Genomic DNA, 22,515 nt, shown 5'->3' with positions numbered 1-22,515 from the left:
TTGGAGCGTCCCGAGTCTGGCTAGCATGGGATTATGGCCGGCGGGCATCATGGTCCGCCGGCCACCAGCCGAAGGGAGCAATGCCATGGGTTTGGATGACAAGATCGACAACGCCGCCGAGAAGATGGGCGGCAAAGCCAAGGAGGCCGCCGGCCGGGCCACGGACGACGAAAACCTCCGGGCCGAGGGCGAAATGGACCAGACAAAGGCCGACCTGAAACAGGCGGGCGAGAAGGTCAAGGACGCCTTCAAGAAGGACTAGGTCCACGCGCAAGGGTGCTGCCGCATGGTGCGGCAGCACCCTTTCGCTTGCCCGGGGTCCAGTGCGCGTGCTTCACAACGCCGCAACCCCCACCGCTCCCCCGCAGTCCCCGGCAAGGGTCCGCAGGTAGGCTGCGAAGCCGCGGGGAGCCCTCGCCGCTGTCCGCCCCGAGGTCACCACCCGGTTGCTGTCCGTGGCATGGATGGCTGCCCCGGCCGCCCGGAGCCGGGCCACGAGGGTCCGGTCTTCGTCGTACTCGTGACGCGGAAAACCTCCGGCTGCCCGATAGGCGGAGGCCCGGACGCCCAGGTTGGCCCCGTACACGTGCGGATGGTTTTCCACGAACGGGTGCCGCAGGTGCCAGCGCCTCAGCAGTTCCGGATCCATTCCGTCCGCATCGGGTTCCACGGCGCCCAGGACAACATCCGCGCCGGCAGCCGCGAGTTGGAGCTGGCGCACCAGCCAGTCCGCTGGGACGCGCGTGTCGGCGTCGGTATTTGCTATCCAGGTTCCGGAGGCCGCCCTGGCGTCCGGCACGGCCTGGGCCCAGAGTGCCTGGATTCCGGCCCGCCGGCTCCGCCCGACACTGCGGTAGGCAACCTCCATGGTGCCGAACCGGCCGTCGCCGGCCGTGAACTTCCGGGCGAGGAAGGACGAGTTGTCCGTGCAGGAGTCCAGGACCAGCATGGCGCGGACGATGATGCCGGGTTGCTCGGCCTGCAGGACGTCGACGGCGGCACGGACACTGGCGATTGAGCCCTCCAGGTGCCACTCCTCGTTGTGTGCGGGGACAACCACCATGACGGAGCCGACGTCGGGATGGTCCGGGCAGGCGAAGGAAAGGGAAGCAGCGCATTCGCAGCCCACGGTGGTCATCGCCGCTCCCCCGGCCGGATACTGGCGGGCGCCACCAGCGTTTCCAGGACGAAATCGCGTTCGCGGTGGAGCCCGGCGGGCTTCCATCCGGGCCTCTTCCTTGCCAAGGCGTGGACCGTGTCGCCGTCGAGCTCCCAGCCGTCCACCGGGTGCCGCCAGTGGCAGAGGAGCAGTGTCCCGCCAGGCTCGAGGGATGCTTCAATCCTGTCCCACAGCACGGAAAGCTCATCGGCGGCGAGGTAATAGCCCACCTCGGACACCACCACCAGGTCGAACTTTCCTTCGGGCCAGGCCTGGGGCACCACCAGCTGGCGGAGCCCGACATGAGGCAGTCCGGCCAGCCGCCTGGCTGCCAGCTGCAGGGCCGTCCCGCTCGCGTCCACAGCCAGGAGGTTGCGGCAGCGGCCTGCGAGTTCCGCGGTCAGGGTTCCGATCGAGCATCCCACTTCCAGCCCCGACCCGTACGTCTCCGCAGGCAGTGCGGCCAGCGTCAGGGCACGTTTCCGCCGCTCATACCAGCTGGACGTGTAGTTCCACGGGTCTTCGGACCGCCCGTGGACGTCATCGAAAACCCGTTCGGCGTCGGTGCTTCGGCGGGAGCCTGCCGGGGTCTCCCGTGGCGGCGTCCAGGCGAACATTTCGTAGCCACGGGTGAAGTGGCCCAGGAATCCCTCGCCCAGCAGGGCCTCGTCCCCCGCTGCAGGCGACAGCGGACGGACCTGGGATGAGTGCGCCTGCAGGGCCTGGTTCTTGGCCGCCCGGGCCGTCGCGTCCAGCGGGAACCGCAGCCAGTCCTGCCAGTCCGCGTGGTCCGGAGTGGCCCACAGCCAGTACCAGATGGGGTACTCGAGCAGGCCGTGGCCGTCCTGGCGGGCAACCTCAGCGGAGACAGCGCCCAGGGCGTCGTGGTCGGCGTGGCCGTCGGCACGGTAGGGAGCAACCAGGACCAGCGAGCCAGGGTTTCCCCGAAGCCTGCGGCCGGCGTCGCGGATGGCCGCGGCGATGGTGTCCGCGTGCATGCCCAATCCCTTGTCCGGCAGCCCCAGGAAGTGCCAGCGGTCCTGGAGGCCCAAGGCAGCCATGGCTTCGGAAAACTCCCTGATCCGGACAGCGGCAAGCTCCTCCGGCGTATGGGTCGGGGAGTCAGGGTGCGAACCTTCGCCGGCTGTGCACAGCAGGACTTCCACTGCTGCGCCCGTGGCCTGCAGGGAGGCGAGCAGGCCGCCGGCGCCAAGGGTTTCATCATCGGGATGGGCAGCGAGGACCACGAAGCGCAGGGCTGCGCGTTCGTCCGGCCCGAGGGGCAGTTCGGGCGCCACCGGCAGGCCGCTAGCCTCCCAGGCGGCTTCTTCCGTTCCCTGGTCGGTGTGGGAGAAGGTCACCACGCGCAGTCGCCCTTGAGCGTGAGCGCACCCAGGTGCGCGTCGTCGCGGCCGCCATGGTGCTGCCGGACGTAGAGGGCAAGGTCCGCCGTGCGCTTGGCGTACTGCTCATCGAAGGCCAGCGGGGCCGGTCCCCGGTTGGAACCGACGAGGTGCAGGACCCGCTCCACCGCTGCCGCAACGGTGCCGCGTACCCGCAAGGCCTCGCTCCAGGCGCTCCGGCCTTCCTCCGTGCCGAGGCTTCCCTCGTCGATCGCGTGGGCGGTCCGGGCAAGGTACTGGAGGGCCGAGGCCAGGATCCGGTCCACCTCGCCCAGGGAGGCGAGCGCCAGCTGGTCCGGTTCGCGTCCCGCATCTGCCCCGGCCAGCAGGGCGCGGCGGTAGTCCCGGGCCACCCCAACCGCTCCGCCGAGCCAGCACGCGGCAACGCCCATGCCGCCCCAGGCGAAGCCGGGCCGGCTGAAGTACCAGCCGGCGGTGCCGACCGCTGCCGCGGGGACCTGGTCGAAGTGGACTGTGCCACTGGGGATCTCCCGGAGCCCGCGGGCAATCCACCCCGGCTCGTCACAGGCCACTCCGCTGTGTTTGAGGTCCACGGCGAAAGCTGCCCTGCCGCCGTCGCCGGTGTGTGCCGTGACGACGGCGTGCTGCAGCAGACCCGCCAGGGAACACCACGGCTTGGAGCCGGTGAGGAGGACGCCGGGGCCGGAGCCTTCTGCCCGGAGGAGCATCCCTGGCCCTTCAGCCGCAAAGACGCCCCAAGTGCGGTCCAGCCCGTACGGCGCCCCGGCCTGGTGGAGGATGGCCAGGGCATCAAGGTGGGGCTCGAAGACCCGGCCTGCCGCCACGTCCACAGCGGTGACGGATGCCAGCAGTTCCCACAGCAGGGCAGTGTTCCCTTCGCCCGGCCGAGGCCAGCTGCGGCCCGCGTCAGCAGCAAGGCGGAGCAGCGCGGGCACGTCGCCCACGCTGCGCTGCACGGCCTGGAGCAGCGGCGTCCATCCTGCAAGATCTTCCGGCGGGGACGCCAGGCGGACCGGACGGAGCGGGCCTCCGGTTCCGTCCGGTCCGCCGGCTTCGCTGTGGAGCTGATCCGCTTTTTTGTGGACCGCCTGCCCGACTGCCACCTATTTGGCGGCCGGCTCGGTGACGGAGGCGGTGGGGGACATGGTTTCCGCGTTGACCATCCAGGCCAGCTGTTCCAGTCGCTCGATGGCTGCGTGGAGCAGGTCAGCGCTGGTGGGGTCTTCGTCGTCGACGTCGTCGTGGACGTCGCGCATCGTCTGCACCGTGCGCTCCAGCCTCGCGGTGATCAGCTTGACGGTGTCCTTAGTGGACGTGAGGCCCTCGGGGAACTCGTCCAGCCTGTTGTCGGCCGAGACCGTGCTGCTGCGCCCGTCAGGCAGGGCGTGCAGGGCCCGCATCCGTTCGGCGGTCTGGTCCGCGAAAAGCCGGGCCGCAGCGATGATCTCGTCGAGCTGCAGGTGAAGGTCGCGGAAGTTCGTGCCCACGAGGTTCCAGTGGGCCTGTTTTCCCTGCAGGTGCAGCTCAATCAGGTCGGTGAGGACCATCTGCAGGTTGCTGGCAAGGGTGGGTGACGCTTTCATCAAGTACCTCCGATGCGGCCTGGCCGGCTGCCCTTCAGCCGGACCTCATTCTAAGCATACTTAGTAATGGGCCAGCCACTGCCGCTGCCAGGATGTCGCTGCCGGGCTGCTGCCCATGCCTGTCGGGACAATACAGCTAGCTGATCCTCGCGAGCGCGAAGCCGTCCCATCCCTTGGAACCGACCGTCTGGATGACGGTGGCATCAAGCCTGGGGTGCTCCCCCAGCAGCTTGAGGGCGTCCACAATGCCCGGGGCGTTGACCGGGTCCAGGTCAGGATCCAGGATGGCACCCTCCCAGACGGTATTGTCCAGGACCACGGTGGCGCCGGGCCGGCCCAGCCGCACCGCCCAGTCCAGGTACCGGCTGTTGTTCTCCTTGTCCGCGTCGATGAAGATGAAGTCGAACGGCTCGCGGCCCTCCTCTGCGAGTGCTGCCAGGGTTTCCAGCGCGGGCCCCAGCCGGATCTCCACCTTCTCGCCCAGACCGGCAAAATCGATGTTGGCCCAGGCTACTTCCGCGTGCTTGGGAAGGAATTCGCAGGTGACCACCGTGCCGTCCTCGGGAAGCCCCCGGCCGATCCAGATGGTGCTGAAACCGGCAAGCGTCCCGATTTCGAGGACGCGGCGGGCACCGGACAGCTGAACCAGGAGCTTGAGGAGCTTACCGGCATTTGGCGCCACCTCGATGGCTGGCATCCCCGCCTCCGCGGCGGAACTGATGGCCTGCTCCAGGGCCGGGTCCGGATGGACCACCACGCGTGTCAGGAACTCTTCAGCTGCCGTCCACTCCGGCCGGGGTTTGTGCTCGAACATTGCCACAGTTTGGCACGGGCGGACTTGCTGGTCCAGAGAATCAGCCGGACTGCGGGGCACCGCAACGGAAGTGTCAGGAACCGTCCGCCAGGGCGCCCTCCAGGCGCTCCACCTTGGCGGTGAGCTCTCCTGTGTATCCGGGCCGGATGTCTGCCTTGATCACCAGGGATACCCGGCTGCCGTAACGCCCTACCGCTTCGGTGGCGCGCTTGACGACGTCGAAGACCTCATCCCATTCGCCTTCGATGGTGGTGAACATCGAGTCCGTCTGGTTGGGAAGTCCCGACTCGCGGACGATCTTCACGGCGGCGGCAACGGCATCGTGGACGGAGGCGTCACCCGGGCGGGAACCTTCAGCGGGGGTGCCGGACGGGGCAACAGAAAACGCAAGCAACATGGTGCCAGTTTGCCACGCCGCCAGCCCGCGAAACGGGCAGCGCGGGCAGCGCCGCCGTCACATAAGCTCCTACCCTTCAGTAACGGTGAAGGTGCGCAGCCGCGTTGCTAACCTTTTGGGCATGAGCCTCGCAGTCGCCCGCAAGCCCCTCCGCGCCGACGCAGCGCGGAACGTGGACAAGATCATCACGGCGGCGCGCCAGTGCTTCCGGGAATTCGGCCCGGACGTACCCCTGCAGACCATCGCAATGACCGCAGGCGTAGGCCCAGCCACCCTCTTCCGGAACTTTGCGGACAAGGAGGAGCTCGTCCTCGCGGCCTTGAACCGCCAGCTCCGGCTCACCGTCGATCCCGTGATCGAAGGCGCGCTGGCCGATATTGACGCCGCCGCCGGCCTGTTCCGGGTGATGGAGTCCCTCATGGATGCCTCCAGCGCCGACGCCAACCTGTTGGGCGCCGTGGCGGGCAGGCGGGAACTGCTGACGGGCATCACCGGGTCCCTCATGGAATCCATCAGCGTCCTGCTGGTGCGCGGGCAGGGGCAGGGAAGCCTTCGGCCCGACATCTCCATGACGGACATGTTCCGGCTGCTCGCCATGCTGATCGGCGTGGTGGACACCATGGAACCAGGATCCGACGCGTGGCGTCGGCCGCTGGCCCTGGTGGAGGACGCTATCCGCACCACCCGGCCCGCGCGGCCCCTGCCGCCGCACGTCCCGGTGCCGGCCGCAACCACCCCGGCCGCGCCGCCCCTGGCCGCGCTGGAGGACCCTGAGCTGGGGTAGGTTTTTGGATTTGCCCTGACCTGGCGGCCGCCGGTCCCCTCGCCGGGGGACCCATTGTGGCCTCCAGCCTTGTGCAATACACTTCAAGAGGGTTACGCAGCCAGCCTCTGGACATTCGAGATGGAGCGATCTCAATGATGCAGTTCCTGCATTTCCGGCGCCCACTGGCAGCGGCGCGATGAACAGTTCAAAGCTTTCGCACTACCTCAATAATCCGCGCGATCCGGAAGAAGTCCTGCCCACATTAACCGCGAATGAACTCGCGGACCTGCTGGACGCGCTCTACCAGAACCTTGACACGCCGGAACCCGAATTCGGCGCCCAGGCCTGGTACGACATGGCCGTCGAAGAAAGCTGCCGCAGGGCCGCACTGCGTGACGGCGCCGCCCACGGAGTGGCGTAGCACCGGGACTTTCCGCACCTATTCCCGCCCGCCGCCCGGCCCCCGATGACCACGGTGTTCGTTGGGGACATGGCCCTTCGCTTCCAGGAGATGCTGCTGCAGTTTCTCCTCGGCGTCCCTGCGCCGCCGCGCGGTGTCCCGCATTTCCCGGGTGGACTCGGCGCCCCGGGGCTCACGGTAGCCGGGCCAGCGCCTGCCTGACCGCTCCCCCGCGGGTTGGGATTCTGCGTTCATCTCGGTTCCTCCTTTGGCCGCCAAGGGGGCGTTGCAGCCGCTCTCCGGACTTTGGCTGTCCGGGCTGCGGGTCATCCGCTGGCCGCGTCCCCCCTCTTGCGGATTTCCCGCCGCACCAGGGCCTGCAGCGCTGGAACCGGCGACGACGGATCGGCCGTCAGGCCGGCGCGCAGCCTCTCGGCCAGCAGCTCAAGATCCTCCGGCGGGACGTCGGACAGGGCAGCAAATCGTGTGTAGAAGCGTTTGGCAGGAAGCCCCGCCCGCCGCCGGGCATCTTTTCGGGGTCGGCCGGCTCTTTCTCCGGCAGCGTGCAGCTGATTGTCCATGGTCGCCGTTCACAGGGAATTCAGTGGCCAACTGCATAGCCGCTCCCATAGTACAGCCGGGGACAGCCATTGGAAGTGACCTACGTCACCCGGCGCGGCCCCGGCGGTGGGCGGTCAATTCCAGCCCAACAGCCTCAGCAGCGCCGCCGTTCCCGCTCCGGCGAGCACCACCACCAGGAACGGGGCGCGCAGCGCCAGGGCCACCGCTGCCGCAGCCAGCGCCCCGAGCCGTGCGTCGGCGGCCAGCGACTGGCCCGATGCCACGGCATTGACCATGGTGAGGGAGGCGAGCAGCCCGATGGTCATGGTTCCTGCGATGCGCGACATCCGCGGATTCTCCAGGAAGCGGGCCGGCACCAGGTAGCCCACCAGTTTCCAGGCATAGGCCAGTGCGCAGGCCACCAGCAGCCAGAACCAGAGGCTCATGCGCCTGCTCCCGGAACAGTCCCGTGATGGCCGCCGTCGTGCCTGCCGCCGTGGCCCCCGTCATGCCGGTGGTGCTCCCGGTAAGGATCCACGTCGGGTTCCAGGCCCTCGTCGCTGCGTCCGTGACTGAACCAGCCAATGACTGCCGCCACGACGGCGGCCACCAGGATGGGCACGCCCGCCGGCACGAAGGGAACGGCAATAACCGTTGCAACAGCGCACACCACGGCAATGGCCACGGGCTCGCGGCCTTTGAGCCGGGGCCAGAGCAAGGCCAGGAAGGCGGCCACCGCGGCGCCGTCCAGGCCCCATTGCCTGGGGTCCCCGAGGCCTGCGCCGGCCAGGGCGCCGACGGCGGTAAACAGGTTCCACAGCACGTAGATTCCGATGCCGGCTGCCCAGAATCCGCGGCGCTGCTCTGCGGGATCAGCCTGCCCGGTGCTGGTGGCCGTTGATTCGTCGATGGTCAGCTGAGCACCGACGTATTTCCGCCAGCCGGTGGGCCGAAGCAGCGCGTTCAGCTGCATCCCGTAGATGCCGTTTCGCATGCCCAGCAGCGTTGCCGCGCTCATGGCCGCGATGCCGGAACCGCCGCCTCCCACCACGCCGATGAACGCGAACTGGGAGCCGCCGCTGAAGAGCAGGAGGCTGAGGGCCATGGTCTGCCAGAAGTTGAGCCCGGACGTGACCGACAGTGCCCCGAAGGACAGCCCGTACAGCCCGGTGGCGATGCTGATGGAGATACCTACCCGGACGGCCGGTGATCCCAGGAGAAGCATGGTCCAACTCAACCACAGCGAGGGTGGACGCTTGAAACCGGGCCGGCAGCTGCCGGGGTCAGGCCCAGGCCAGGGCGGAGCTGCCGTAGGGCGGGGGCGGATTGCGGTAATCGAGGGGCTGCCCGTCCAGCAGCAACGGCGGCGGGACGTACCGGAGCTCCCCGAAGGAGCTGTCCATGGTCCGGCAGTCCGGCGGCGCCAGTCCTGCTGCCGCGTCGTCGGTTCCGGGCAGGGAGAACAGCTCCGCGGCGGTCCTCGCCAGTGACAGCCGCGCGGTCCCGCCCAGGCCGGTACGACGGCGGCGGGCAAGGAGCGTGACAGCTGCGGCTGCCGCTCCGTACCCGGTGGCGTGGTCCAGCGCCTGGACGGGCAGGGCACCCGGGTGCCAGCCGTCGTCGTCGGTCCGGCCGTACAGGTCTGCTATGCCCGCAGCCGCCTGCACAATGCTGTCGAAGCCGCGCAGGCCGCTCCACGGCCCTGTTGCACCCCAGCTGTTCAGCGTGACCACGGCCAGCCCCGGGCGGGCCTCCAGCAGGTCCCCGGCCCCCAGTCCGAACCGGTCCAGCGCCCCCTGCCGGTAGCCGGTGACCACAACGTCGGCGGCCGCAAGGAGGTCGCGCAGCCGCTCCTGGTTTTCCGGGAGGGCCAGGTCCGCCTCGGCGCTGCGTTTGTCGAAGCAGGTGTCCACGAACTGGTCGGACAGTTCCGGCAGCCGGGGCGGGTCGATCCGCAGGACGTCCGCGCCGAGCGCAGCCAGGAGGCGCGTGGCCACCGGGCCGGCGATGACCCTGGTCAGGTCCAGGACACGGACGCCGGCAAGGGGCCGGGTGGTTTTCCCGTTAACGGCTGGAGGACCTGCCGGCACCGGCTCCGGCGTCAGTATCCCGGCCAGGCCCATGGGGGTGGTTTCGCCGTCGGAGGACGTCAGGGAAATCCATGGGCCGGAACCGGCAGCCTCACCCATCGGGGAGGCCAGCCACTCGCTGCGGGTCCGGACGGCAGCAGCGATTCCGCCCGCTGACTGGATTGCTGCCTCCGCCTCAAGGGTCGCCATGGTCCGGAGCGCGGCATCCACCTGGGCCGGGGAGCGCGCGCCGAGGGCCTGCAGCAGGCGCTGCTCGTGGTGCGGGTAGTTGGCGTGGAGCCGGATCCAGCCGTCCCGAGTGCGCCGGAAGCCGGACAGCGGGGCAAACCCCTGCAGCTTCCGCCCGGCGATCCGCAGGTGCCCGGACGAATTGAAGGCGGCGGCGGTCAGCGCCGGCGTGGTGGAAAACCTTCCGCGCCCGCCGGTGTACCCGTCAAGGGCCGCGGCGGCGGCGGAAACGGCGCCCACGGCGAGGCCCTCCACGTCCAAGGGTCCGGCCCACCAGCGGCGGGGCCCGGCGTCGTCCGCCCGCTTGCCCACGGCCGGCCTACCGTCCCTGCGGCGAGGCCAGCTGGAGCTGGCCCAGGACCCGGGCGGGCACATTGGTGGTGAGTTCGTGGATCCCGAGTTCCTGGCAGAGGGCCACATCCTCCGGGGAGTCCACCGTCCAGACGCGGAACCGCCGGCCGGAAGCCAGCCAGCGCTTAATGGTTGCCGGATGCCCGCGGACATAATCGATGCCCGGCCCCGCCAACCCTGCCACGCGGCTGTCCAGGATCCGCTCGCCTTCCAGCTGCGTGGCTTTCATCAGGTTGGCGATGGCCCCGCCGGTGATGGGGCCCAGGCCGAGCCCGCCGCGGATTTCGTGGATGTTGATGTCATCCACCAGCTGGCAGATGTATTGGGCGGGGACGGACCGGAGCAGGTGCCGGACGGAGTCCGGGCTGAAGCTCATGAAGGTCACCGCCACGTTGTCCACGGTGGAGCCGGCAGGGTCCCAGCCTTCCCGGCGCAGCAGCTCCAGGACCCTGTCCTCCAGCTTCAGCTGGTACGGGCTTGGATGCTTCAGTTCGATGGCGAGCCTGACCGGCCGCCCGGCTCCCCGGAGGATGTCCAACAGTTCGGGCAGGGTGAGGAACTGCGCCGACCGGGCCCCGTACGCCTCCGGGATCCGCACGCCCTTCCACGACGAGAAATCGAGGTGCCGCAGTTCACGCAGTGTCCGCTCGGCCACCGGCCCCGTGCCGTCCGAGGTGCGGTCCAGGTTGGCGTCATGCAGCAGGACCACATGCTGGTCGCGGGTGAGGTGGACATCGCACTCAACGCCGTCGGCACCGTCCGCCAGTGCCTGCAGGTAGGCGGCCCGGGTATGTTCGGCGAAAGCGGCGCTCGCGCCGCGGTGCGCAAAAACCAGCGGCCGCTGCGGCAGTGGCTCCTCAATCGTCATGCAGAGACGGTAGCCGACCCGGACCGAACTGCGGGGCTAGGCTTGGCACATGCAGGTGAACTCTGAGCCAACTACCCAGGAAGCACTCACCGGGCCCCCGCCTCAGGCGAAAGGACGCCCCAGGGCGCGTGCCGCCGTCGTCCATCACCTCAGCCCGGGCGATGCCGAAAAGGCGGCAGCGCTGCGGAAAATGAAGCTGGTGGCCCTGGGCCTGCTGGTCGCCATGGCCGTGGTTTTTGTCATCGCCTTTGCGCTGCAGGACGAGTACCCCTGGCTGCAGTACGTGCGGGCGGCCGCGGAGGGCGGCATGGTGGGCGCCCTGGCGGACTGGTTCGCCGTGACGGCGCTGTTCAAGTACCCGATGGGCATCAAGATCCCGCACACCGCAATCATTCCGCGGCGGAAGGACCAGATCGGCGCTTCGCTGGGCGAATTCGTGGAGACCAACTTCCTGTCCGAACAGGTGGTCCAGGAGAAGCTGGCCAGCGTCAACATCGCCCGCCGGGCCGGCGAATGGCTCGCCACGCCTGCCGGTGCCAACCGGGTGGCCAAGGAAGGCGCGGCGCTCATCCGCGGCGCGTTCAAGGTCCTGAACGACGACGACGTCCAGGCGGTCATCGAGGGCATGGTGCGCAAGCACCTGCTGGCTCCGCCGTGGGGACCTCCGGTGGGCAGGATGGCTGAGCGGATCTTCCACGACGGACACCACCACAAGCTCGTTGACCTGCTCGTGGACCGGGCAGCGGACTGGGTGGACGACAACCACGAAACCGTGACCCGGCTTGTTTCGGACCGCTCCCCCACCTGGGTGCCGCAGTTCGTGGACGGCCTGGTGGGCGACAAGGTGTACGTCGAAATCCTGAAGTTCGTCCGGGCCGTGCAGGCGGACCCGAACCACCAGGTGCGCCAGCAGATCGACAAGTACCTGAACGACCTCGCCCAGGACCTGCAGCACGATCCGGCCATGATCGCGCGCGCCGAGGAGATCAAGGCCCAGGTCCTGGGGGACCCCGAGGTCCGCGAACTCGCCTCCCGGACGTGGGGAACGGTGAAGAACGCCCTGCTGGGTGCCGTGGAGGATCCGGACAGCGACCTGACCATCAAGTTCAAGGCAGCGGTCCGGGACTTCGGTTCCCGGCTGGTCAATGATCCCGAACTCGCGGGCAAGGTCAACGCCTGGATCGGCGACGCCGCCGGATACCTGGTGCGGACCTACCGCTCGGATATCGCCGGGGTCATCACCGACACCGTGGCGCGCTGGGACGCCGAGGAAACGTCGCAGAAAATCGAGCTCCAGGTGGGCAAGGACCTGCAGTTCATCCGGATCAACGGCACGGTGGTGGGGTCACTGGCCGGGCTGGCGATCTTCACGGCGGCGCATCTCGTCTTCGGCTGAGCGCCGCTGCCGGCGGAGGCCTGCCGCCTAGTGCCGCTTAGGCGAACGACTCCAGTTCAACGCCGGCAGCAACCAGGCCTGCCCGCACTCCCGCGGCCATCTCCACGGCGCCCGGGGTATCGCCGTGGATGCACAGCGAATCGGGCCGGACCTGCACCACTGTGCCGTCCACGGCCACCACTTCGCCCTTGGTGGCCATCCGGACCGCCCGCTCCACCACAGCATCGACGTCGTGCAGGACGGCGCCTTCCTGCGAGCGCGGGACCAACGTTCCGTCTGCCTGGTAGGCGCGGTCAGCGAAGGCTTCGACGAACACCGGGTGCCCGGCCTCCCGCGCCTGCTTCAGCAGTTCCGAACCCGGCAGCCCCAGGATGGGCAGCCCGGGATCGTAGGCGCTGACGGCTGCCACCACGGCCTCCGCCTGCCCGGCGTCGTGCACCAGCCGGTTGTAGAGCGCCCCGTGGGGCTTCACGTAGTCCACGGAGGCACCCACGGCGTGCGCAACACCGTCGAGCGCCCCCAGCTGGTACAGCACATCGCCGAACAGCTCATCGAAGCTGGCATCCAGCGAACGCCTGCCGAAGCCTGCCAGGTCCCGGTACCCCACGTGCGCACCGACAGTGACGTCGAGCTCGTAGGCTGCCCGGCAGCTGTCCAGCATGGTGATGGGGTCGCCGGCGTGGAACCCGCAGGCTACGTTGGCGCTGGTCACCAGCTGGAACATCGCAGCGTCGTCCCCCATCTTCCAGGAGCCGAATGATTCGCCGAGGTCAGCGTTGAGATCCAAAGGTGTTGCCTTCCAGCGTCTGCTTGTCAGGAGCTGCGGCTGCCGTCAGCTCCCCGGGGATGGTGTCCGGCATCGGGCCGAACGCTTCCTTGGCGTTCGACACCACGGCGCGGCCCATCATGAGGTTACCCGCTCCGCCGACCACCGCCCCGATCCCGAAGGGCAGGGCCCGGCCGAACAGCGCCGTGCCCTGGCGTTTAAGCAGGTTCTTGAGGAAGGCCTTCTGGATCCGGTTCCGGATGCTGCTGAAGCCCGGCATCGGCAACGATTTGGACAGCACGCTGCCCCAGGCCCTGGTGGGGTTCATTTCACGGCCTGCCACCTGGCCGCTCAGTGTGCTGAGGAGTGCGGTCCCCTCCTCACCCAGCATGATGGCCATAACCATGGTGCTGGCCTTCTCCGGGTTGGTCAGCCGGATGCCGTGGAGTTCGGCCAGCGAGGTGGCATACAGGGCTGTGGCTTCCAGGAATCCGACAGTGGCTGCAGCGGAAAGCCCCAGCGACGCCACCGTCCCCACACCGGGCACCGCGGCGGTGGCACCCACCACCGCCCCGCCGCCGGTGACGGCGCGCAGGTAGTCGCGCTCCAGGATGTCGGCCAGCTGGGCGGCGGTGGCACGCGGATGCCTCTTCTGCAGCCGCCGGACATAGGCCACCACGAACGGACGCTGGATTTCCACCGCCTTCAGCAGCATGTTGTGGACACCGGGCTTGGGATTGCCCTCGGCGTCGAACACCGCGTTGTGGGCGGTTTCCTGTGCGATTCGTACTGCGGGATTGCTGCGCCTGGCCATGGTCACCTCATTCAAATCGACCTGCAGCGGGAAGGCTGCCGTGCTCCTCCATCCTAAGTGGATCAACACTAAGCATGCTTAACTTCTGCGCCGTGGCCCGCCGCCCGAACCGCCTTTGCAACGGTGCTGCCGCGCCCCGATTTGCCAGCGGCCAGCAACAGCGTGTACCTTGTGAGCCGAATCACCCACATTTGAATACTGCCTTTCGAGCTGTGACGGGAGAGCCCTCCCGGACCACCACCGGACAGGCGCCGTAGGAGCAAATCCTCCCCAGGAATCTCTCAGGCCCATGTACCGTCACGGCGAGGCGACTCTGGAAAGCAGTCCGGTTTCCTGCCGGACTCACCGACGGTGCAAGAGTGCCCTGCCAAGAGCAGGTGTCCTCGGAATCTCTCAGGTCCAATACAGAGCGGGGAGGAACCCATCCATGCCGTGCCATTCGTGGCCGGCCAGACCTGGAGTTCCTCATGACGATTCAATCCAACCCATCGGCCTTTGCCGACCGCCATATCGGCGCGCGCCGCCAGGCCGACGTCGACACCATGCTCAAGGCCATCGGCTACGACAGCGTGGACGGGCTCGTGGACGTTGCCGTTCCGGGAGCCATCCGCCAGGAGCACGCGCTCCGGCTTGGCGGGGCCCTCAGCGAGGTGGAGGTCCTTGCCGAACTGCGCAGGCTCGCCGCCAGGAACAAGACTGCTGTCCAGATGATCGGGCAGGGCTACTACGACACCGTGACACCCCCGGTGATCCGCCGCAACATCCTGGAATCCCCGGCCTGGTACACCGCCTACACCCCGTACCAGCCCGAGATTTCGCAGGGCCGGCTTGAGGCCCTCCTGAACTTCCAGACCATGGTCCAGGACTTGACCGCCCTTCCGGTCGCAAACGCGTCGCTGCTGGACGAGGCCACCGCGGTTGCCGAGGCCGTCCTGCTGATGCGCAGGGCCAACAAAAACAAGGACGCCAAGGACGGCAAGACGGTGCTGGACGCCGACTGCCTGCCACAGACCATCGCCATCGTGCAGGGCCGGGCCGAGGCCCTGGGCTTCGACGTGGAGGTCGCCGATCTTTCCAAGGGCCTTCCCGACGGCGCCATCAACGGCATCGTCCTCCAGCAGCCCGGCGTGTCCGGCCGGGTCTGGGACCAGTCCGCGGCCATCTCGGCGGCCAAGGAGCGCGGCGCACTTGTCACGGTTGCCGCCGACCTGCTGGCCCTGACCCTGATCACCCCTCCCGGTGAGCAGGGTGCGGATATCGCCGTCGGCTCCACCCAGCGTTTCGGCGTCCCGCTGTTCTTTGGCGGCCCGCACGCCGCGTACATGGCGATCCGGACCGGCATGGAACGCACGCTTCCCGGCCGCATCGTCGGTGTCTCCAAGGACGACGCCGGCGCCCCCGCCCACCGTCTGGCCCTGCAGACCCGCGAACAGCACATCCGCCGCGAGAAGGCCACGTCCAACATCTGCACCGCCCAGGCGCTGCTGGCCATCGTGTCGTCCTTCTACGCCGTCTACCACGGCCCGGACGGGCTGAAGGCCATCGCCGAGCGGGTCAACCACAACGCCCGGATCCTCGCCACAGCGCTGGCGGCCGTGGGCCGGGAACTCGTCACCGATTCGTTCTTTGACACCCTCACCGTCCGCGTGCCGGGCAAGGCCCGCAAGGTCCTGACCGCCGCAGAGGCCCGGGGCATCAACCTCCGCTTCATCGACGAGGACACCGTGGGTGTCTCCATCGATGAGACGACGACGGCGGCAACGCTGTCCGCCGTTGCCGTCGCCTTCGGCGCCGGTCCCGTCGGGGACGCGCAGGGCTTCGAGCTGCCCGCAGCCGTGCTCCGCACTTCGGACTTCCTGCAGCATCCGGTGTTCAACACGCACCGGTCGGAGACCCAGCTGCTGCGGTATATCCGGAAGCTGTCCGACCGGGACCTGGCGTTGGACCGCACCATGATCCCGCTGGGTTCCTGCACGATGAAGCTGAACGCTACGGCCGAGATGGAAGCCATTTCGTGGCCGGAGTTCGCCTCGATCCATCCGTTCGCCCCGGATTCGCAGACCGAGGGCTGGCGTGAGCTGATCACGGGCCTGGAGGCTGATTTGGCCGAGATCACCGGGTATGACCAGGTGTCCATCCAGCCCAACGCGGGGTCGCAGGGCGAGCTCGCGGGCCTGCTGGCGATCCGCGGCTACCACCGCTCCCGTGGTGAGGGTCAGCGCAACGTGTGCCTGATCCCTGCCTCCGCGCACGGCACCAACGCCGCGTCGGCGGTGCTGGCCGGGATGAAGGTCGTCGTGGTGGCCACGGCGGCCGACGGCACGATCGACCATGCTGACCTGTACGCGAAGATCGAGGCGCATAAGGATGCCCTGTCGGCGATCATGATCACCTACCCGTCCACGCACGGGGTGTACGACGGGGATGTCCGTGAGGTCTGCGATGCCGTGCACGCCGCGGGCGGGCAGGTGTACATCGACGGCGCGAACCTGAACGCCCTGGTGGGCCTGGCGCAGCCGGGCAAGTTCGGCGGGGACGTCTCGCACCTGAACCTGCACAAGACATTCTGCATCCCGCACGGCGGCGGCGGACCCGGCGTCGGACCCGTCGCAGCGAAGGCGCACCTGGCGCCGTTTATGCCCGGTGATGCCAATAAGGCCGCTCATGAGGAAGGCCACGGCCTTGCCATCTCGGCGTCACGCTTTGGCTCTGCCGGTGTCCTCCCCATTTCGTGGGCGTATGTGAAGCTGATGGGCGGGCAGGGCCTGACCGAGGCCACCAAGTCGGCGCTGCTGGCGGCGAACTATGTGGCGTCCCGGCTGAACGAGTACTTCCCCGTGCTCTACACCGGCGAGGGCGGGCTCGTGGCGCACGAGTGCATCCTGGACCTGCGCGAGCTCACCGCGAAGACCGGGGTCACCGCGGAGGATGTGGCCAAGCGGCTCATCGACTTCGGCTTCCACGCCCCCACCCTGTCCTTCCCCGTGGCCGGGACGCTGATGGTGGAACCCACCGAGTCCGAGGACCTGGCCGAGATCGACCGGTTCATCGAGGCGATGATCACCATCCGCAAGGAAATCGACCAGGTGGCCGCCGGTGACTTCGCCGTGGCCGATTCCCCGCTGCGCCGGGCACCGCACACGGCAGCCGCCGTCGTGTCCTCCGACTGGGACCGTGCCTACCCGCGTGAGCAGGCCGCGTTCCCGGTCCACCACCTCCGGCAGGACAAGTACTTCCCGCCCGTCGGCCGGATCGACGGCGCCGCAGGCGACCGCAACCTCATCTGCTCCTGCCCGCCGCTCTCCGAGTTCGAAAACTGATTTCGGTGGTTGAGCCTGTCGAAACCCGGGTTTCGACAAGCTCAACCTCCGGCCCGAAAGGATCCCCATGACCGAGAACTACACCGCTCTCTACGAGCAGCACAAGAAAGCCGGCGCGTCCTTCACCGACTTCGGCGGCTGGCAGATGCCCCTCAAATACAACTCCGAGCTGGCCGAACACCACGCGGTCCGCAAGAGCGCGGGGCTGTTCGACCTCTCCCACATGGGCGAAGTCTGGGTCACCGGCCCCCAAGCCGCAGCATTCCTGGACTACGCCCTTGCGGGGAAGCTGTCCGCCGTGGCCGTGGGCAAGGCCAAGTACTCGCTGATCTGCGACGCCGACGGCGGCATCATCGATGACCTGATCTCCTACCGCCGAGCAGATGACCGCTACCTGGTGGTCCCCAACGCTGGCAACGCCACCGTGGTTGCCGCGGCACTGCGTGACCGGGCCGCGGGCTTCGACGTGGTCGTGGAGGACGCTTCAGCGGAAACCTCGCTGATTGCCGTGCAGGGCCCGGCAGCCCAGGCCATCCTGCTGGAACTCGTCCCGGCCGACCAGCACGCCCTGGTCACTGAGCTGAAGTACTACGCTGCCGTGGAGGCCGGCGTCGCGGTCAACGGCTCTGTCCAGGACCTGCTGATTGCCCGCACCGGCTACACCGGCGAGGACGGCTTCGAAATCTACATTCCCAACGTGGACGCACCCGCGCTCTGGGAGGCACTGCTCGCTGCCGGCGAAGAACACGGGCTGATCCCCGCAGGCCTTGCCGCCCGCGACTCACTCCGCCTCGAAGCCGGGATGCCCCTCTACGGCAACGAACTCTCGCGCCACGTCAACGCCTACGCTGCGGGACTCGGTCCGGTGGTTTCCCTTGCCAAGGAAAGCGACTTCGTGGGCAAGGAGGCGCTGGCTGCCATCAAGGCCGCAGGCGTCGGCTCCACCGTGGGCCAAAAGCTCGTGGGCCTCAAAGGCACCGGACGCCGTGCAGCCCGCGCGCACTACCCGGTCCTGCAGGACGGCACCCTGGTAGGCGAGGTGACCTCCGGCCAGCCGAGCCCCACCCTCGGCTACCCGGTGGCCATGGCCTATGTCGCCGTCGAACACTCCGCCCCCGGAACCGTCCTGGACATCGACCTCCGCGGCAAGCCCGAGCGCTTCGAAGTCGTCGAACTCCCCTTCTACAAGCGCAACAAGTAACCAGGCCTGGATCTCGACAGGCTCGATCACCGTCCCGGTGGTTGAGCCCGTCGAAACCCCTACACCAACAGAAAGACCGAAAATAATGAGCAAAGTTGTTGCTGAACTGAAGTACTCCGCCGAGCACGAATGGGTGGCTGCTGACGGATCCGGGCCTGCCGGAATCGGCATCTCCGCCGTCGCCGCCGATGCCCTGGGCGACATCGTCTACGTGGACCTGCCCGAGGTCGGCTCCACCGTGACCGCCGGCGAAACCTGCGGCGAGGTGGAATCCACCAAGTCCGTATCCGACCTGTACGCCCCGGTGACCGGTGAGGTCACCGAAATCAATGACGGCGTGGTCTCCGACCCAGCGCTGATCAACACCGACCCCTACGGCGCAGGCTGGCTCTTCAAGGTCGCCGTCACCGAGGAAGGCCCGCTTATGTCCGCCGAAGAGTACGCGGCAGCAAACGGCGGCGAGCTGTGAGCGCCCCGGCAGAAGTGGGCGCGTTCGAACAGGTGGCCTCCCCCAGCCTGAATGCGGACCTGTCCGCCCTGGACCCGGAGATCGCGGCCAAGATCGACGACGAACTGGGCCGCCAGCGCGACGGCCTGGAGATGATCGCCTCGGAGAACCACACCGCCGTCGCCGTCATGCAGGCACAGGGCTCCGTGCTCACCAACAAGTACGCCGAGGGCTACCCGGGCAAGCGTTACTACGGCGGCTGCGAGCACGTGGACGTCATCGAGCAGCTCGCCATCGACCGGATCAAGGCCCTGTTCGGCGCGGACTTCGCCAATGTGCAGCCGCACTCCGGCGCGCAGGCGAACGCCTCGGTGATGCACGCGCTGATCAAGCCCGGCGACACCATCATGGGCCTGAACCTGGCCCACGGCGGCCACCTGACGCACGGGATGAAGATCAACTTCTCCGGCAAGCTCTACAACGTGGTGCCGTACGGCGTCCGCGAGGACACCCACACCGTGGACATGGCCGAAGTGGAGCGCCTGGCCCAGGAAACCAAGCCGGCGCTGATCGTGGCCGGCTGGTCCGCGTACGCCCGGCAGCTGGACTTCGCCGAGTTCCGCCGCATCGCCGATTCCGTGGGCGCCTACCTCATGGTGGACATGGCCCACTTTGCCGGGCTGGTCGCCGCCGGGCTGCACCCCTCCCCCGTGCCGCACGCACACGTCACCACGTCCACCACGCACAAGACCCTCGCCGGTCCGCGCGGCGGGATCATCCTCAGCAACGACGCCGACATCGCCAAGAAGATCAACTCGGCTGTGTTCCCGGGCCAGCAGGGCGGGCCGCTGGAGCACGTCATCGCCGGCAAGGCCGTGGCGTTCAAGATCGCCGCGTCCTCCGAGTTCAAGGAGCGCCAGGAGCGCGTCCTCGCCGGCGCCCGGATCCTCGCCGAGCGCCTGGTCCAGCCCGACGTTGCCGCCAAGGGCATCACCGTGGTTTCCGGCGGCACCGACGTGCACCTGGTCCTCGTGGACCTGCGGAACTGCGAACTCGACGGCCAGCAGGCCGAAGACCGGCTCGCCGCGATCGACATCACCGTCAACCGCAACGCCGTCCCCTTCGACCCCCGCCCGCCGATGGTCACCTCCGGCCTGCGCATCGGCACCCCCGCACTGGCCACCCGCGGCTTCGGCGGGGACGCCTTCCGCGAGGTCGCGGACATCATCGCCGCGGCTTTGACGGCCGACGCCGACGCGGACCTTTCGGGGCTGCGTCACCGCGTCGAGGTCCTGGCGTCGGCGCATCCGCTCTACCCGGACGTGGCACCACTGTCCTGAACCCGGTTTCGACGGGCTCAACCACCGGTGGTTGAGCCCGTCGAAACCCCTTTCACATCTCCAGTAAGGAATCCCCTCATGGCAGTCGGCGTATTCGACCTTTTCTCTATTGGCATTGGTCCCTCAAGTTCTCACACTGTGGGGCCGATGCGGGCTGCTGCGGTGTTCGCGGAGGAGCTGAAGGCTTCGGGCGGGCTGGGGTCCGTGGCGGGGTTGCGGGTTGATTTGTATGGGTCGCTGGCGGCGACGGGGCACGGGCACGGGACGATGACGGCCATCCTGCTGGGGTTGGAGGGGTTCCATCCGGAGTTGATCCTGCCCGGTGAGGTGGAGGAGCGGCTGGCCTCGATTGCGGAGACCGGGGTGTTGAACCTCGCCGGGGCCGGCGGGCAGGGTGTGCCGTTGCCGTACGGGGTGAAGGACATGGTCCTGCGGCCGTTGACGGTGCTGCCGCGGCACACGAACGGGATGACGTTTACGGTCACGGACGCGGCCGGGGAGGTGCTGCATGCGGCGACGTTCTTCTCGGTCGGTGGCGGGTTCATCGTCCGGGAAGGCGAAGAGGACGCCGCGCAGCAGGAACTTGAGGCCTCCAAGCAGGAACTGCCGTTGCCGTTCCGGACCGCTGCGGAACTGTTGGCGCACTGCCGGGACACCGGGCTGGGCATCGCCGATGTGATGCTGGTCAACGAGAAAGCCTCCCGGACCGGGGAGGAGATCCGGGCCGGGCTGTTGCAGATCTGGTCCGTGATGGAGAACTGCGTGGCCACGTCGCTGAAGCGGTCCGGGGTGTTGCCGGGCGGGTTGAACGTGCGCCGCCGCGCCCCGGACTGGTACGAACGGCTCAAGAAGGAAAGCGCAAACCCCGGCGGCGACAGCCAGGACCGGGATGCTGCGTGGGACGCGGGCCCGTTCGATCCCAGGTACTGGCAGGAGTGGGTGAACCTGGTGGCGCTGGCGGTGAACGAGGAGAACGCGACCGGCGGCAGGGTGGTCACGGCGCCGACGAACGGGGCGGCCGGGATTATCCCGGCGGTGCTGTTCTACGCGCTGCATTTCGCGCCGGGCATGGACAAAGCCACCCGGCAGGACCGGGACGGTGTGGTGGTCAGGTTTTTGCTGGCCGCGGGCGCGGTGGGGGTGCTGTACAAGGAACAGGCCTCGATTTCCGGGGCGGAGGTCGGCTGCCAGGGCGAGGTCGGGTCGGCGTCGTCGATGGCCGCGGCGGGCCTGGCCGAGGTGATGGGCGGGTCCCCGGCGCAGGTGGAAAACGCCGCGGAGATCGCGATGGAACACAACCTGGGCCTGACCTGTGACCCGATCGGCGGGCTGGTCCAGGTGCCCTGCATCGAACGGAACGCGATCGCTGCCGCGAAAGCGATCAACGCCGCGAAAATGGCGCTCTGGGGCGACGGCACCCACCGCGTCTCCCTCGACGAAGTCATCATCACCATGCGCGAAACCGGCAAGGACATGAGCGACAAATACAAAGAAACCGCCATGGGCGGCCTCGCCGTCAACGTCGTCGAATGCTGAACCCCAACAAAGGAAACAACACCATGACACTGGCACCCGAAGGCCGGAAGATGCTGCGGATCGAGCAGCGCAACGCGGTCGTCCCGGTGGAGCGCAAGCCCGAGTGGATCAAGGCCAAGGTCCAGATGGGCCCGGAGTTCGTCGGACTGAAGAACCTCGTCAAAAAAGAAGGCCTGCACACGGTCTGCGAGGAAGCCGGCTGCCCCAACATCTTCGAATGCTGGGAAGACAAGGAAGCCACCTTCCTCATCGGCGGCTCCGAATGCACCCGCCGCTGCGACTTCTGCCAGATCGACACCGGCAAACCCTCACCCCTGGACCGCTTCGAACCCACCAAGGTGGCCCGCTCCGTCCAATCCATGCAACTCCGCTACGCCACCGTCACCGGCGTCGCCCGCGACGACCTCGAAGACGAAGGCGTCTGGCTCTACGCCGAAACCGTCCGCAAAATCCACGAACTGAACCCCGGCACCGGCGTCGAACTGCTCATCCCCGACTTCTCCGGCAACCCCGGGCACATCACCGCGATCTGCGACTCCAAACCCGAAGTCTTCGCCCACAACGTCGAAACCGTGCCCAGGATCTTCAAGCGCATCCGCCCCGCGTTCCGCTACGAACGCTCCCTGGACGTCATCACCCAAGGCCGGAACCAGGGCATGGTCACCAAATCCAACCTCATCCTGGGCATGGGCGAAACCCGCGAAGAAATCAGCGAAGCCCTCCGCGACCTCCACCAGGCCGGCTGCGACCTGATCACCATCACCCAGTACCTGCGCCCCTCCGAACGGCACCTGCCCGTGGACCGCTGGGTCAAGCCCCAGGAATTCCTGGACCTCCAGCACGAAGCCGAAGAAATCGGCTTCCTCGGCGTCATGTCCGGCCCCCTGGTCCGCTCCTCCTACCGCGCCGGCAGGCTCTGGGCCACCGCCATGCGCAAAAAAGGCCGCGACATCCCCGCCGAACTCGCCCACATCGCCGACGGCATCCAGGACTCCGGCACCACCCGCCAGGAAGCCGCCAGCCTCCTCGCGGGATAAGCGCCTGCCTGGTGCAGGTTGGGGGCACCAGGCCGGCAAGGGCGGGCTTAAACTG

The 22,515-nt window shown here is 68.2% G+C and carries 24 protein-coding genes and 1 riboswitch; of the genes, 10 read left to right on the top strand and 14 right to left on the bottom strand.

Going from position 1 to position 22,515, the window contains the following annotated elements; translation table 11 throughout:
* Nucleotides 1–85: 85 nt before the first annotated feature.
* Complete coding sequence (locus ACJJV6_RS10270; RefSeq protein ID WP_009359626.1) at nucleotides 86–262, top strand: CsbD family protein; 177 nt, start codon at nucleotides 86–88, stop codon at nucleotides 260–262.
* 72 nt (nucleotides 263–334) lie between these two features.
* On the opposite strand, the gene ACJJV6_RS10265 is transcribed toward ACJJV6_RS10270, so the two are convergent.
* The 6 genes from ACJJV6_RS10265 to ACJJV6_RS10240 form a co-directional block, all read right to left on the bottom strand.
* Nucleotides 335–1,138 (bottom strand): glycosyltransferase, encoded by an 804-nt coding sequence (locus ACJJV6_RS10265; protein ID WP_354177395.1) that lies wholly within the window; start codon nucleotides 1,136–1,138, stop codon nucleotides 335–337.
* Nucleotides 1,135–2,523, bottom strand: coding sequence for a bifunctional PIG-L family deacetylase/class I SAM-dependent methyltransferase (locus ACJJV6_RS10260; protein ID WP_009359624.1), 1,389 nt, complete (start codon nucleotides 2,521–2,523; stop codon nucleotides 1,135–1,137). The genes ACJJV6_RS10265 and ACJJV6_RS10260 overlap by 4 nt, the downstream gene beginning before the upstream one ends.
* Nucleotides 2,517–3,512, bottom strand: coding sequence for a hypothetical protein (locus ACJJV6_RS10255; RefSeq protein ID WP_235047114.1), 996 nt, complete (start codon nucleotides 3,510–3,512; stop codon nucleotides 2,517–2,519). Before ACJJV6_RS10255 ends, ACJJV6_RS10260 begins: the two co-directional genes overlap by 7 nt.
* A 135-nt stretch (nucleotides 3,513–3,647) precedes the next feature.
* On the bottom strand, nucleotides 3,648–4,127 hold the full coding sequence (locus ACJJV6_RS10250; RefSeq protein WP_009359622.1) for a Dps family protein: 480 nt from the start codon (nucleotides 4,125–4,127) through the stop codon (nucleotides 3,648–3,650).
* Between the two features lie 136 nt (nucleotides 4,128–4,263).
* The gene (locus tag ACJJV6_RS10245; RefSeq protein WP_035753964.1) at nucleotides 4,264–4,941 is read right to left on the bottom strand and encodes an O-methyltransferase; all 678 of its coding nucleotides are present in this window, start codon (nucleotides 4,939–4,941) and stop codon (nucleotides 4,264–4,266) included.
* A gap of 73 nt (nucleotides 4,942–5,014) precedes the next feature.
* Complete coding sequence (locus ACJJV6_RS10240; protein ID WP_009359620.1) at nucleotides 5,015–5,338, bottom strand: thiamine-binding protein; 324 nt, start codon at nucleotides 5,336–5,338, stop codon at nucleotides 5,015–5,017.
* A 121-nt stretch (nucleotides 5,339–5,459) separates the two neighbouring features.
* Here ACJJV6_RS10240 and ACJJV6_RS10235 point away from each other — a divergent pair, with 121 nt between their 5' ends.
* Together ACJJV6_RS10235 and ACJJV6_RS10230 are read left to right on the top strand one after the other, a co-directional pair.
* On the top strand, nucleotides 5,460–6,122 hold the full coding sequence (locus ACJJV6_RS10235; RefSeq protein WP_133348290.1) for a TetR/AcrR family transcriptional regulator: 663 nt from the start codon (nucleotides 5,460–5,462) through the stop codon (nucleotides 6,120–6,122).
* Nucleotides 6,123–6,300: 178 nt separating this feature from the next.
* The gene (locus ACJJV6_RS10230) at nucleotides 6,301–6,525 is read left to right on the top strand and encodes a hypothetical protein (RefSeq protein WP_009359658.1); all 225 of its coding nucleotides are present in this window, start codon (nucleotides 6,301–6,303) and stop codon (nucleotides 6,523–6,525) included.
* An 18-nt stretch (nucleotides 6,526–6,543) separates the two neighbouring features.
* On the opposite strand, the gene ACJJV6_RS10225 is transcribed toward ACJJV6_RS10230, so the two are convergent.
* The 6 genes from ACJJV6_RS10225 to ACJJV6_RS10200 all read right to left on the bottom strand — a co-directional run bounded on the left by ACJJV6_RS10225 (nucleotide 6,544) and on the right by ACJJV6_RS10200 (nucleotide 10,602).
* On the bottom strand, nucleotides 6,544–6,759 hold the full coding sequence (locus ACJJV6_RS10225) for a hypothetical protein (RefSeq protein ID WP_009359657.1): 216 nt from the start codon (nucleotides 6,757–6,759) through the stop codon (nucleotides 6,544–6,546).
* A 71-nt stretch (nucleotides 6,760–6,830) separates the two neighbouring features.
* Entirely contained in the window at nucleotides 6,831–7,085 is a 255-nt protein-coding gene (locus ACJJV6_RS10220; protein ID WP_009359656.1) for a hypothetical protein, read from the bottom strand.
* Nucleotides 7,086–7,199: 114 nt separating this feature from the next.
* Nucleotides 7,200–7,511, bottom strand: coding sequence for an AzlD domain-containing protein (locus ACJJV6_RS10215; protein WP_009359655.1), 312 nt, complete (start codon nucleotides 7,509–7,511; stop codon nucleotides 7,200–7,202).
* Nucleotides 7,508–8,290: an AzlC family ABC transporter permease gene (locus tag ACJJV6_RS10210; RefSeq protein WP_354177391.1), complete on the bottom strand. Its 783-nt coding sequence runs from the start codon at nucleotides 8,288–8,290 to the stop codon at nucleotides 7,508–7,510. The genes ACJJV6_RS10215 and ACJJV6_RS10210 overlap by 4 nt, the downstream gene beginning before the upstream one ends.
* Nucleotides 8,291–8,348: 58 nt before the next feature.
* A complete protein-coding gene (locus ACJJV6_RS10205) occupies nucleotides 8,349–9,695 on the bottom strand; it encodes a CoA transferase (RefSeq protein WP_354177390.1) in 1,347 nt (448 codons plus the stop codon).
* Nucleotides 9,696–9,702: 7 nt separating this feature from the next.
* On the bottom strand, nucleotides 9,703–10,602 hold the full coding sequence (locus ACJJV6_RS10200) for a glycerophosphodiester phosphodiesterase family protein (protein ID WP_009359650.1): 900 nt from the start codon (nucleotides 10,600–10,602) through the stop codon (nucleotides 9,703–9,705).
* A 49-nt stretch (nucleotides 10,603–10,651) separates the two neighbouring features.
* On the opposite strand from ACJJV6_RS10200, the gene ACJJV6_RS10195 reads away from it, so the two are divergent.
* A complete protein-coding gene (locus ACJJV6_RS10195) occupies nucleotides 10,652–11,998 on the top strand; it encodes a DUF445 domain-containing protein (RefSeq protein ID WP_035753987.1) in 1,347 nt (448 codons plus the stop codon).
* A gap of 37 nt (nucleotides 11,999–12,035) precedes the next feature.
* On the opposite strand, the gene ACJJV6_RS10190 is transcribed toward ACJJV6_RS10195, so the two are convergent.
* Both ACJJV6_RS10190 and ACJJV6_RS10185 read right to left on the bottom strand, forming a co-directional pair.
* Entirely contained in the window at nucleotides 12,036–12,785 is a 750-nt protein-coding gene (locus ACJJV6_RS10190) for a LamB/YcsF family protein (RefSeq protein ID WP_009359648.1), read from the bottom strand.
* Nucleotides 12,769–13,578 carry a hypothetical protein gene (locus ACJJV6_RS10185; protein ID WP_009359647.1) on the bottom strand — a complete coding sequence of 270 codons (810 nt, stop codon included), beginning with the start codon at nucleotides 13,576–13,578 and terminating at the stop codon, nucleotides 12,769–12,771. Before ACJJV6_RS10185 ends, ACJJV6_RS10190 begins: the two co-directional genes overlap by 17 nt.
* A gap of 206 nt (nucleotides 13,579–13,784) precedes the next feature.
* Nucleotides 13,785–13,885, top strand: a riboswitch (glycine riboswitch).
* Nucleotides 13,886–14,045: 160 nt separating this feature from the next.
* Between ACJJV6_RS10185 and gcvP the strand changes: the two genes are divergently transcribed.
* From gcvP to lipA, 6 genes are all read left to right on the top strand, one after another.
* Nucleotides 14,046–16,898 carry an aminomethyl-transferring glycine dehydrogenase gene (gene gcvP, locus ACJJV6_RS10180; RefSeq protein ID WP_407708849.1) on the top strand — a complete coding sequence of 951 codons (2,853 nt, stop codon included), beginning with the start codon at nucleotides 14,046–14,048 and terminating at the stop codon, nucleotides 16,896–16,898.
* Nucleotides 16,899–16,965: 67 nt separating this feature from the next.
* The gene (gene gcvT / locus ACJJV6_RS10175; RefSeq protein WP_354176598.1) at nucleotides 16,966–18,099 is read left to right on the top strand and encodes a glycine cleavage system aminomethyltransferase GcvT; all 1,134 of its coding nucleotides are present in this window, start codon (nucleotides 16,966–16,968) and stop codon (nucleotides 18,097–18,099) included.
* Nucleotides 18,100–18,184: 85 nt separating this feature from the next.
* On the top strand, nucleotides 18,185–18,568 hold the full coding sequence (gene gcvH / locus ACJJV6_RS10170) for a glycine cleavage system protein GcvH (protein WP_009359669.1): 384 nt from the start codon (nucleotides 18,185–18,187) through the stop codon (nucleotides 18,566–18,568).
* Entirely contained in the window at nucleotides 18,565–19,887 is a 1,323-nt protein-coding gene (gene glyA / locus ACJJV6_RS10165) for a serine hydroxymethyltransferase (protein ID WP_009359670.1), read from the top strand. Before gcvH ends, glyA begins: the two co-directional genes overlap by 4 nt.
* A 78-nt stretch (nucleotides 19,888–19,965) precedes the next feature.
* Nucleotides 19,966–21,423, top strand: a complete 1,458-nt coding sequence (locus ACJJV6_RS10160; protein ID WP_354176600.1) for an L-serine ammonia-lyase — start codon at nucleotides 19,966–19,968, stop codon at nucleotides 21,421–21,423.
* A 23-nt stretch (nucleotides 21,424–21,446) separates the two neighbouring features.
* The gene (gene lipA, locus ACJJV6_RS10155; RefSeq protein ID WP_407708848.1) at nucleotides 21,447–22,460 is read left to right on the top strand and encodes a lipoyl synthase; all 1,014 of its coding nucleotides are present in this window, start codon (nucleotides 21,447–21,449) and stop codon (nucleotides 22,458–22,460) included.
* Nucleotides 22,461–22,515 lie beyond the last annotated feature (55 nt).

This window comes from Arthrobacter nitrophenolicus (genome assembly GCF_045833485.1).
Classification (GTDB): domain Bacteria; phylum Actinomycetota; class Actinomycetes; order Actinomycetales; family Micrococcaceae; genus Arthrobacter; species Arthrobacter nitrophenolicus.
This window is presented reverse-complemented; position numbering and strand designations above follow the sequence as displayed.